The sequence below is a fragment of the Herbivorax alkaliphila genome, from assembly GCF_030848475.1.
In the GTDB taxonomy this organism is placed as follows: Bacteria; Bacillota; Clostridia; order Acetivibrionales; family Acetivibrionaceae; genus Herbivorax.
Map to the genome: position 1 here is coordinate 1 of NZ_JAVDDS010000042.1, position 12,256 is coordinate 12,256.

Here is a 12,256-nt window from a genome sequence, read left to right on the forward strand (position 1 = left end):
GACGCGGCTCTTTATTTATAACAATTCCTTTGTACATTTTTTTGAAAAATTCATATTTATCTTCAAAAGAAAGTTCATCTCCATTTTTATATTTTACAGATGTATTTAAAAACTCCCTCTTACTATAATATATTTTATCAAAAGTATTTACATTAACTTCTGTAAAGTTTGTATTTTCTAAAGGTTCATTATCTTTGTATATAAAAACTCCTACATCTTTAAATAATCCACTTAGGCGGTCTTCATATTTTTCTTTCTCAACTGCAAGTACTATTGCAACATCATTATTAATAAAGGTTTTCACTTTACTCTTATCATGTTGACACTCTTCTTTTATCAATTCACTAATCTTATTAACAATGTACTAAAGTTCTTTGTCTCTATTAGCAAAAGGTTTTAAAATGACAATAGATCCATCTTTTAGCTTTGATTTCAAATCTGGACTTACTCTCATATCAATGTCAGGATATTTCATTTTTATGTAGTTTAATGCGGTATCATCTTCATAATATTCTTCATCAATATCAGGATAGTTTATTTCATGTCCAAGCTCTTTAGATAACTTTAGATAATTGTCTTCAAAAAGAAAACTATTGGTCTGATCTGAAGTACTGTATTTTGCAACTAAATTAGTTTTCTTTCCATGTTTAACTGCCGAAGCAATAACATACTTTTGTATATCATCAAAAAATAAAAATCCGTCCATAAAAACTGTTTCTTTTTCATTGATGGTACTATCAATTTTTGATTTTACACTATTTAGATATAAATCTATTTTATCTTTTTTCTCAGTTTCTTTAAACAGATTTAAAATTGATTTATCAATTTTTTGTTCATTAAGATTCCCTTGTCTTATTCCTTTTATAATCTTTTCTAAAGTTAAACTGAATTCATTATATAAATAAAAAAGCTGTTTTTCAGTTATAGAAAAATCACCTTCAATTAAATCTAATATTTCTTCTGAAATAGAATTTTTGTTATAAAACATTAAAAACTTATACAGCTCATATAAATCATATCTCATGTTCAATAGAGCTTTTTTAGTTTTACTGTCAAGCTTTTTATCAATTTCAATTATACGAGAAAGGATATATCTTTGGTCAGATGTTGTAATAAAGGCTTCTTCTTCTAACACCTTACGTGAAATATATTTTTGGAAATCCATAAAAGTATAAATATTACTTTCATTTAATTCTTTAAATTGATTTTGACGGATGTCCTTAATGTTTGCAGTAGCTGTAATGTAAATAAACTCCTTATGCCTTCTTAATTCTTTTTGAATATTATCTAGAACTTTTGAACTTTCAATGTCACTGCCGGATATTAAATTTATCAGCCCCATTTTATACCTCCCACTAAGACAAAGTCCTCAACAAGCGACTTTGTTCTATAATTCTCGCACTTAATAAGTAAAGATTTTTTGTATTCAGATTCTATTTCATCTATATTATCTAAGTCACTAATAGGATAAAACATAGAAAATTTAATCTTTTCTTTATACTGATAAATACCTGTAAAATTGTTATCTACTGCAATTCCTATCTCCAACATATCCTTTAGGGCATTTAGAAACATTATTACACTTTCTTCATCCTCAAAATTCACAGGTTCACCATATATTTTCTCCAAATAGAGAGTATTATTCATCTTATATATTTTAGGAGTGTATTTGTATAGTATGTTATTGTAATTAAAGGATTTGTGAGTTATTGTTTGATTTATATCAATTACATAAGTATTATACCAGTCCATATTCTTACTAACTTTATAAATCTCCTCAAGTTCTGTTTCTTTTAATATATAGGTATATTTTTCAGGTTCTTTTTTGAAAGACTCAATAAATGCCTCTATTATTTTTTCTATCATTAAAACATCTCGACTATCTACATCTTTTGAAGGATTAATGACCTCACATATTTGCACCATTCTTTTATTTATCTTTCTTTGATTTTTCTTTATTTCTCCTTCGTCTGTTTCATTTATAGCTTCTTGAATATATTCATCCATTCTCACTGCTTCATTAATGGTAATTAGTTTAGATGAATTTATTTTATCTTCAACCCAATTTTTAATATCAGAAGTATAATCCCTCAAAGTATTATTATCATCTATTCTATCATGATTAAGACCTAATCCATTTGACGTTAAATTTGAACTTCCCATAATTACTTTTTTATCATCAAAAATATAATTTTTCGCATGAATAGATTTATTGATGTAAACTTTCCAACCATTATCTACAGCTTTTTTAAAATCAAAGCTACTAGCACCATTGTGAAAATCCATCAAATCAACTTTAAAGACTATTATTTTCTCAATAGACTTACCTTCTAAAAGTTTCTCTACAAAGTCAAAAGCTTCTACTGTAACATACCCAGTAATTATTATGACTTTTTTATTTGCCTCTATAAGATTGTGGCTTAATTCTGTTTTAAAATCAGTTATAAATTTCAAGTTATCACCTATGAAATTTTGTCTTATAATTGTATTATAAGGTAACATATAAAAATATAAAAGGACTTTTTACATGATTTTAAGATTTTTTGTAGAGTTTAGATATATATCTTTATGTTTTAACATGATTTTCAATCCTATACCACTCTAGTTTCTTCATAAGTACGCATTTATCTTAGATATGTTAAGGATAAAAAATTGCAGAAAAGAAAAACAGTACTTACTTTAAAGATAGTCTTCCATTTTTACAACTTGTACAATTATACTAAATCTATTTCATTCTTTTTTACCATTATTTGCTTGTACAACTTATAAAAAGCATACCCTGCAATTCCGCCTAAAGTATTAAGCAAAAGGTCATCTACATTAAATGTACGATTATACACAAAACCAAAAAATGAAAAAACAACTTGATAACTTTCAATTATAAGTGAACATAAAAAAGTATATAAAGCCACTTTTTTCACACTCTTTATATTAAATAACACAGGAAAATAAATCCCTAAAGGCAATAACATAATAAAATTTAAAGAAGTCAGTTTAACTGAATTTCTAAAAAACCAACCAAAACCTATCCAATTATAAATTTCTATCCAATCGACTAAAAATCTAAATGGCAGAAGCTGAAATGAAACGCCTCGAAATTCTTCTCTTAATGGTGGAATATTGATTCCTCCAGTTGTAAAATAAAATACATTTATTAGGTAAAATATAAAGCTGTAAAAAATAATCCTTTTTAAAATATTACTATTCTTTTTTCTGAATATATCAATAACTATATATATAATTAATAGCAGACAGCCAATAGGAACTATATTAATTCTCATTTTTATCCCCTCTCTCAAATTGCAAAACAATATTATATCAACTGTTGTTTCATTAATATATCTAGCATCTTCTGATTAATATAAGCACAACAGCTCTCATTATATTTTTCATTGCAAACGCCCCTTTATTAAACTTATATTAGCATTATTTTACTATCGTGTTAATATGCTGTAAAGTTCTTTTAAGAAACTGACTCTAGTTCAACTTCTTTTCCGTCAAACACTATAGCAAGTTTTATTATATTTTCTTTTTTTATTCCCTTTTTTATAAGCTCTGTTTCATATTTCTTCTCCTCTATTTGACTAAGAGCTTTTTTTGTAGCAATTTCCATGTTTTCTTTTGCCATTTTGTTTACTTTTTTAAATTCAATTATAAGTGATTTTGATTCATTCGACTTATCAAGTGGAAATACCATTACATCATATCTTCCATAACCACTTTCCCTATTTGAACATATCTCATACTTATTGTTTAAATGTACAAGCATCCCCAACACAAAAGCATGATAAAACATTTCAGGCTCTTTTCCCGTTGGATCAAAATAACTCAATGTCTTTTCTATCAAATCCTTAAACATATATGTAAAAGTTTCTACATCGCCCTTTAAAAGTAGTTTTAACATTCTTTCCATGTCCCGATTACTTGCATTTTCCTCAAACCATTTAATTATTGAACTTTTAAATACATACAAGACCTCTTTATTGGGTATTTTTAATTCAAAAAACCTGCCATCCTCCGTTTGCTCTTCATTTTGCTGTTTTAAATATCCTGAAAACACTAAAAATGTCCACAGGCTTTGTTCTGACTTTTCAATCAATTCATAAGTTATATTAGGTGTTATTTCTTTTTTTATAAAATCCCCTTTAATCAATAACTCTATTTCACTTTTTACTTCATTTGGTGCATTTTTTAAAAGAGTTCTAATTATTTCATTACTACTTGTATTTACCCAATAAGGCTCTAGACTTCCCGAATTCTCAATAAAATATATTATGCTCCATGGATTATAGATGACTGTTTTCCCAAACTGGTAACCATTATACCAATGTTTCATTTCTTTTGACTTGTCTTCTAAACTATAATCTTTTAATAATCTCTCTACTTCCTTTTCTGTAAATCCAAATTTGTCACCGTACCTCTCGTCTAATATTGTACAAACATCTAAATTGTTCATATCGCTGAATATGCTTTCTTTAGATATCCTAAGTATTCCAGTTATTATTCCTTTATAAAGATTTACATTATCTTTAAATCCTGCACCAAAAAAACCCCTTGTAAAGTTTGTCATTTCCCTTGTGTAACCATTTATATGCCCTGCATTCATAGGAGTGTCATATTCGTCAACTATCACTATTGCTTTTTGTTTATGATATTTTGAAAGAAAATTACTCAATTCAAATATGCTATTTTCATACTCATATTGCTTGGCCTTCTTTTGTATTATTCTATAATAGTAATCTAGCTCAGATTGGGTTAGTACCTGCTTTACATATTCTACTCTTTCAAATTCTTTAATAATTATACTTTGTAATTTACCATATGTACTTTCCCAGTCAAGTTCTTTTATATCTTTAAAAGTAAAATATATTACAGGATACTTCCCCTGCTCCTCCTTATATTTTTCTCCACAATTATATATATAGAGATCCTCAAATAAATAGCTAGTATCCTCTTCACTTTTTTCTAAAAAGTATTTTAACATACTCATATTAAGGGTTTTTCCAAACCTCCTTGGGCGAGGCAATAATGTTATTTTACTGCCTGAATCCAAAAGTTCTCTTATTAAACCTGTTTTATCTACATAGTAATAATCTTCATCTATTAATTCTTTAAAATCACTTACACCTATAGGTATTTTTCTCATGAAATTTTCCTCCTCGTTAACCTGTTAGATGCCTCTAAATAAGAAACATTCTTTTATCTTTGATTATAAACTTCTATTCCTCAAGAAGCTGACTCTATTTCGACTTCTTTTCCGTCAAACACTATAGCAAGTTTTATTATATTTTCTTTTTTTATTCCCTTTTTTATAAGCTCTGTTTCATATTTCTTTTCCTCTATTTGACTAAGAGCTTTTTTTGTAGCAATTTCCATATTTTCTTTTGCCATTTTGTTTACTTTTTTAAATTCAATTATAAGTGATTTTGATTCATTCAACTTATCAAGTGGAAATACCATTACATCATATCTTCCATAACCACTTTCCCTATTTGAACATATCTCATACTTATTGTTTAAATGTACAAGCATCCCCAACACAAAGGCATGATAAAACATTTCAGGCTCTTTTCCTGTTGGATCAAAATAACTCAATGTCTTTTCTATCAAATCCTTAAACATATATGTAAAAGTTTCTACATCGCCCTTTAAAAGTAGTTTTAACATTCTTTCCATATCCCGATTGCTTGCATTTTCCTCAAACCATTTAATTATTGAGCTTTTAAATACATATAAAACTTCTCTATTGGGTATTTTTAATTCAAAGAATCTACCATCCTCTGTTTTCTCTTCATTTTGCTGTTTTAAATATCCTGAAAACACTAAAAATGTCCACAGGCTTTGTTCTGACTTTTCAATTAATTCATACGTTATATTAGGTGTTATTTCTTTTTTTATAAAATCCCCTTTAATTAATAACTCTAATTCACTCTTCACTTCATTTGTTGCATTTTTTAAAAGAGTTCTAATTATTTCATTACTACTTGTATTTACCCAATAAGGCTCTAGGCTTCCCGAATTCTCAATAAAATATATTATGCTCCATGGGTTATAGATTACTGTTTTTCCAAATTGGTAACCATTATACCAATGTTTCATTTCTTTTGACTTGCCTTCTAAACTATAATCTTTTAATAATCTCTCTACTTCATCTTCTGTAAATCCAAATTTGTCACTGTACCTTTCGTCTAATACGGTACAAACATCTAAATTGTTCATATCGCTAAATATACTTTCTTTAGATATTCTAAGTATCCCTGTTATTATTCCTTTATAAAGGTTTACATTATCTTTAAAACCTGCACCAAAAAAACCCCTTGTGAAGTTTGTCATTTCCCTTGTGTATCCATTTATATGCCCTGCATTCATAGGAGTGTCATATTCATCAACTATAACTACTGCTTTTTGTTTATGATATAATTCAAGATAACTGCTAAGCTTCTTTACACTGTTTTCATATTGGGGCTGTGAGGCGGTTTCATTTATTATAGAATCAAAATATTTCTTTTCACTTTCTTCTAAGATTTCTTTTAAATATTTTAGCCTCTTGTATTCATCTGCGATTATGCTTTTTAGCTTTATATATGTACTTTCCCAGTCAAGTTCTTTTATATCTTTAAAAGTAAAGTATATTACAGGATATTTTCCCTGCTCTTCCTTATATTTTTCCCCACAATTATATATATATAAACCATCAAATAAATAGCTTGTATCTTCTTCACTTTTTTCAAAAAAGTATCTTAACATACTCATATTAAGAGTTTTACCAAACCTTCTTGGGCGCGGCAATAATATTATTTTACTACCTGAATCAAAAAGTTCTTTTATTAAACCTGTTTTATCTATATAGTAATAATCTTCATCTATTAATTCTTTAAAATCACTTATGCCTATAGGTATTTTTCTCATGAAATTTTCCTCCTCCTTAACAGCAAAACGATAATATATTATACTTTTATAAGAAACATTCTTTTATTACCCTTATTATAACCTTATACTAGTATAATTTGCAATTTATAATGAAAAAGGCTGCCAGCATGTACTTTGACAGTCTTAAATCCTAAAAAATCAGCTACTATTTTATAATGCATTGATATACTTTTTTATATTTTAAAATTCCATATGAATATTTCTCCTGCATTCTTTTATCTGTCGGAGAGCCAGCACCATCTATTTTTTCAATAAAAGGCATGTGACTGTGTCCAAAAACAAAACCGTACCCTCAATAATAACAAAAAGTTTAGTAATTTTACTTGACCTCTAACTGTATCATGTATATAATACAGTTAGAGGTCAAATTGGAGGGGAATATGGGAATATCCTTTGAAAGATTTAAAATTGACAACAAATCACCTGTATATTTGCAAGTGGTAAAATACATTAAACTACAGATATTGTCTGGCTTTTTGCATGATGGAGAGGAACTTCCATCAAGACGCAAACTAGCATCTATTTTAAACGTAAATCCCAATACAATACAAAAAACCTATAAACAGCTTGAAGAAGAGGAGATTATTAGTACCCCAAACAACGCCAACAGTAAAATCTCCTTAGATGAAAAAACACTAGAAAAAATGAAGAAAAGTTTAATTAAAAGCGAAATAAAGGATATGATTTTGTCACTAAAAGAAATGAAACTTTCATTTAAAGAGGTTGTTGACACCATAAGTGACTTCTGGGATGATGTGTAAAAAAATGATGGAACTCTTATAGCAAGTGCGAAAGACTATATTACATAATGAAGTGTATCAAAAGAGTGATACATAGATAAGCCGTCATTCAATGATTATTAAGTCAAATATTAATTGTGAGGTGGGTAATTTGAAAAAGCTACATTATTTAATTAATTTTGAAATGAGGATGCAGATTAAAAAGACTCTTATAATTATAGCGGTTATGCTTTTAGTTCAGAGCATAGCCATAATATCTGTTTCGTCTGTTGAGAAGAACTCTCATCTTCGTTTTGAAGAACTATTGAGTATGTCTGGTGTTGCAATTATATTTTTTATAGCACTTGGAGCCATTCTTGTTTTGGGTGCATTTCGTTTTTATAGGGATTTTGTTGGTGGAAAGAGCATATATACATTGCTTACTCTTCCTGGGAAAAAAGACTATATATTTTATTCTAAAGCTGTAGCTACTGTAATTAACGTGTTTATGCTTTGGGCTGCACAATTTGCCAGCGTTTATATTTGTTATGGATTATATAATGCCTCTACATATGGTGTGCCAAGACTACATAATGCGTTACTTTTAGCCTTTGCAAGATCTGATTTTTTACGATTTTTCTTTCCACTTGATGCAGCACATTTTATAGTTACAGCACTTATTTTACTAACTCTTGCTGTTTATGCTGTGCTTATTGCAATATCTGAAAGAAGCAAAAAATATAAATGTGTATTTATACCTCTTCCTTGGTTACTTGCTATGTTTATATTTAGTGTATTTCCACTATATTATTACCGTCATAGTATTGTATTTATCTTTTTATTTATAATTTTATTAGATGTTATTCTTGTAAAATGTGGAATTAAACTTTTGAAAACTCAAAAATTAGGTTAGGGGGATGGAAATGATGATAAAGTTTAATACAACCTTTGTGTCTATAATTGCTATAATTATTGTTTTTTTAACAGGATTTATAAAGCTTAATTCTACGAAGAATGATTGGAATTTTGAATTCAAAACACTTTATGGAGATGAATCGGTTTTAGAAGGTATAACAATAAGCGGTGGAATGATTGATGAGAATTTAATAGTTGATTTTAGTATGACAAAAGATAAAACTAAAAGTAGCTTCGAGTATTTTGAAAATTATATAAGTTTTGATAGTTTTAACGATATAAACAGATATACAACTTATCATTATAGACTTAGAAGTTTATATCATTGTGAAAATGGAAAGTATTATTATCGTTTATTATATAATAAATCAGGAGGTGATCCTTTTTATTGGGGAAGTGCCTCTATTTCCAAACGTATTAAAATCAAAAAACATAATGGATATAATAAATATACATATGTTAACAGTATTAATATTCCTATAGATGATGTTACAACAGAAGATATTTATATGAGTTATCAAAATACAAATTATATTGCAGAAGTTAATGGACGTTTGTTTGTCGTTATACCTGCAAAAGAGAAAGAAACAGTTAAACATACTATTTGTGAAGTTCTAGATTTCAATACTAATACTTATGAAGAAAAAATAAAGATTAATTTAGATACAGAATATAATTTGGAAGGAATACATTCAGTAAATGGGAGACTATGTGTAGTTCTGACAAGTGGAGAAAATTTAATTCTTAAAAATTATGATTTGGAAACTATGAAATGTACAGATAAATATATAGCAAAATCTGGAGTATGTAGGTATGTCTATATTGAAGATGATATTATTATTATTGGTAACGCTGACTATGTTGGTAGAGTAGATGCTTTTAGAATTAATGACGAAATTGAACACTTAGGATATGCAGAGTACGAAATTGACAAAATAGACAATTATTTTTCAGGTGGTAAATCAAATATTAGGTTTATAAATGATAAATTTTATATTTTAATGGAGCATCATAAGCATACTGGGGTTTATATTGAAAATGAAGAAGGGTTTAGAACCTTTGAGTACCAAGTACATGATAGAAGACTTAGAAAAAAAATGCTTAGGTTATTGGTATTTGATTGTTTTGGAAATAAGCTTTATTATGGACAGATTGAAAGTGACATAATTGATGACGTTATAAGATTAGAACAGTTAAATGAGAGGATTATAAAAGAATCAGGAGTTGTAGTTCCATACAGAGAATATATAAATATTCATGCTCAACCAAGTGAAGGTGAGGCTAAGAGTTAAAATTGTAAGTGAACTTGTTTAGCTAAAGCTAAACATTGAGGCTTCAGGTGGAGTCTCAGAATAAGATAAATATTCTATTGGTGACTGTACAAGAAAAGACTTTTTAAAGCTTATGATTGCAAACTTTAAAGAAGATGAAAGTATAATTGTTGCAACACACTTAATTGATGAAATACAAAATGTATTAAGTCGAGCTATTATTTTAAAAAAAGGCAGAATGGCAGTTGATGTATCAACAGAAGAGCTCGAAAAAGATGGGAAAACTCTCTATCAGCTTATGAAAGAAGTACACAATTACAATGAAAACAGAGTTGATGAAATAATTTAGAGCTGATGCTTTTTTGAGAATACATAAAATCACATTTAGTACAAATTTACTATTCCATACTAAAACCAGCCTAAATTAATTTCAACATTCTTTCCATGTACCGATTGCTTGCTTCCTGTTTGAGTTTCTCATCATAAATATTCATATTTGATTTATAGTTTTGTAATTTAAGTTAAATTTAATTACTTGTGTATTTTTCTAGCATTTGTTCTTCGCGATATGAAAGTAAAGGAGAGTAAAAGGCAGTAGGAAGAGTCATAAGCCTTATTTCTTCATTTACTGTATATTTCAAAAAAGGTTTAAAAGAAATAAATGATTCTAAATATTTATTGTTATGGCACTCGAAATTAAAACTAAACGCTTGGGTAGAATTACTTGTTAAAAAAGTATTTTCATATATTTCAGAAATATTAGAAAAATCATGAGATGAATATATTTCATAATCAACATCAAGTTCGGGCAACATAAAAACTAATTCTTTTACACGTAGATTTTTATCTGTTATATTTTCTAATTCCAACTTATAAAAATAAAAATATCCAGTAAGTATTGTGTATTTCTTCAGTTCAATATCTTCATATTTTGGTATATTTTTAATGTCCAATATCCACGTACCAATATTAAAATCTCTAGATGAATCTTTGCTGTAGATTCTAATTTTATCAATTGTATATTTACCTGGCTCTAAAGAAGGTAATGTTAAATTCAATTTGCACAAGTCGGTGTTTTGGTAATTTTTTTCTGTTGATACTTTTAGATTTTTAGCTTCAAATTCATGATTGTTTGAAAATAGTACTACCTTTGAAAAGTCTCTGTTTTCTTCAATAGTATCAAAAAACCTGAGACTAATAGTAGGCTCTTCCTCAACAGAATATCCGTGATAAGAATTATGCTGAACAAATGTCAAGTCGTTTACTCCAATGTTTGATACATTAGTGTTGCAGGCACCCAAAAAAAAGCACCCTAAAATCCCCATAATTAATATTACTAATTTTTTCATACTAACCTCCATTCCACTGCTTCGCAACGGCACAAATGATTGTTGCCTTAGAGCAAGAACACTCACACTAACTCCCTTTTCTATTTTATGATATCATATGTTATTAATTAACTGCAAGGTACATGTTGAGTTCATAAATTATATCCGACACATATTCTGTAACATTTCCGCCTGCTTTACATTAAAATTATAGTTTTCACATGCATGAATATTGTGGTAGTAAAAATGGATATACTCATCCAATATTTTGATGAATATTTTCCACAAAGCATCTGCTAAACTAAGATGCAAAAATTTCTTCCATTTTTACTCCTCTATTTTTTGTAATATAATGTATTAATCCTATCATTAAAGAGTTTCCCTGTAAATATTTTTCTCTAAATTAATCTCATTTTAAAGCTACTTTTTTTGTTCTCTCAATTATCTTTTATTATAACAGTCCAAATGATTTTTCTAAGGGGCTACTTATTACAAACAAAAAACAGGAAAAATTTGTTTTAAAATTTTCATTAGTTATACAAGATAAAAAAGACAGGAAAAACCAAAATCCTTCAAATGCACTTATTTAAAATGCTTCAAAGGATTTTTTGTTATTTTGTACTTAATTATAGAAAAGAATGCATAAAAACAGTAATCAAAATATATCTGCTTTCAATTAATCTCTATAGTCTCTCCTTAGAATTGTTTTTAAGCAAATATATAATAATTGTATTATTTTTTACTAAACATAAATACACTAAATAATATAACAAGCACAAAACTAAATGTTGTTATCCACCATATTTTTGCTAAAAATGGAACAGCCCTATCTCCTATTACACTAAGTTCTCCTTGAGCAATTATAGTATATTTCCCCTCATAATACCATCTCCCCATATGTTTTTCTCTATTAGCTTGAGTGTCTTCACCTAATGTCCACTCATTTTTTATTGTAGGATATCTTTTTATAACTAAGTAGTCTGTTGTGCCACCCATAGGACGTACTATTCCAACAAATAATTTTATAAATGTAAGCAATATATAAATACTAAGTATAATTATAGTTAGCCATATTTTTTTTGAGTTCATTGTA

General features: G+C 27.7%; 12 protein-coding genes. 4 read left to right on the forward strand and 8 right to left on the reverse strand.

From position 1 onward, the window contains the following. The 6 genes from RBH29_RS13465 to RBH29_RS13490 all read right to left on the reverse strand — a co-directional run. The coding region (locus RBH29_RS13465) for a hypothetical protein (protein ID WP_306697442.1) at positions 1–304 on the reverse strand (304 nt) is incomplete at its 3' end. A gap of 60 nt (positions 305–364) precedes the next feature. After that, complete coding sequence (locus RBH29_RS13470; protein WP_306697443.1) at positions 365–1,342, reverse strand: hypothetical protein; 978 nt, start codon at positions 1,340–1,342, stop codon at positions 365–367. After that, positions 1,333–2,502: a phospholipase D family protein gene (locus tag RBH29_RS13475; protein WP_306697444.1), complete on the reverse strand. Its 1,170-nt coding sequence runs from the start codon at positions 2,500–2,502 to the stop codon at positions 1,333–1,335. Before RBH29_RS13475 ends, RBH29_RS13470 begins: the two co-directional genes overlap by 10 nt. A gap of 212 nt (positions 2,503–2,714) precedes the next feature. Next, positions 2,715–3,281 (reverse strand): VanZ family protein, encoded by a 567-nt coding sequence (locus RBH29_RS13480; protein WP_306697445.1) that lies wholly within the window; start codon positions 3,279–3,281, stop codon positions 2,715–2,717. Positions 3,282–3,463: 182 nt separating this feature from the next. Further along, positions 3,464–5,146 carry an AAA family ATPase gene (locus tag RBH29_RS13485; protein WP_306697446.1) on the reverse strand — a complete coding sequence of 561 codons (1,683 nt, stop codon included), beginning with the start codon at positions 5,144–5,146 and terminating at the stop codon, positions 3,464–3,466. A gap of 80 nt (positions 5,147–5,226) precedes the next feature. Further along, on the reverse strand, positions 5,227–6,909 hold the full coding sequence (locus tag RBH29_RS13490; RefSeq protein WP_306697447.1) for an AAA family ATPase: 1,683 nt from the start codon (positions 6,907–6,909) through the stop codon (positions 5,227–5,229). A gap of 401 nt (positions 6,910–7,310) precedes the next feature. Between RBH29_RS13490 and RBH29_RS13495 the strand changes: the two genes are divergently transcribed. From RBH29_RS13495 to RBH29_RS13510, 4 genes are all read left to right on the forward strand, one after another. Then, complete coding sequence (locus RBH29_RS13495; protein ID WP_306697448.1) at positions 7,311–7,691, forward strand: GntR family transcriptional regulator; 381 nt, start codon at positions 7,311–7,313, stop codon at positions 7,689–7,691. 130 nt (positions 7,692–7,821) lie between these two features. Next, the gene (locus RBH29_RS13500; protein WP_306697449.1) at positions 7,822–8,562 is read left to right on the forward strand and encodes a hypothetical protein; all 741 of its coding nucleotides are present in this window, start codon (positions 7,822–7,824) and stop codon (positions 8,560–8,562) included. Between the two features lie 10 nt (positions 8,563–8,572). Then, positions 8,573–9,856, forward strand: coding sequence for a hypothetical protein (locus RBH29_RS13505; protein ID WP_306697450.1), 1,284 nt, complete (start codon positions 8,573–8,575; stop codon positions 9,854–9,856). A gap of 112 nt (positions 9,857–9,968) precedes the next feature. Beyond that, positions 9,969–10,184, forward strand: coding sequence for a hypothetical protein (locus tag RBH29_RS13510; protein WP_306697451.1), 216 nt, complete (start codon positions 9,969–9,971; stop codon positions 10,182–10,184). 178 nt (positions 10,185–10,362) lie between these two features. Here RBH29_RS13510 and RBH29_RS13515 read toward each other — a convergent pair whose 3' ends face one another. Both RBH29_RS13515 and RBH29_RS13520 read right to left on the reverse strand, forming a co-directional pair. Continuing rightward, the gene (locus tag RBH29_RS13515) at positions 10,363–11,184 is read right to left on the reverse strand and encodes a hypothetical protein (RefSeq protein ID WP_306697452.1); all 822 of its coding nucleotides are present in this window, start codon (positions 11,182–11,184) and stop codon (positions 10,363–10,365) included. A gap of 711 nt (positions 11,185–11,895) precedes the next feature. Continuing rightward, entirely contained in the window at positions 11,896–12,252 is a 357-nt protein-coding gene (locus RBH29_RS13520) for a hypothetical protein (RefSeq protein WP_306697453.1), read from the reverse strand. Positions 12,253–12,256 lie beyond the last annotated feature (4 nt).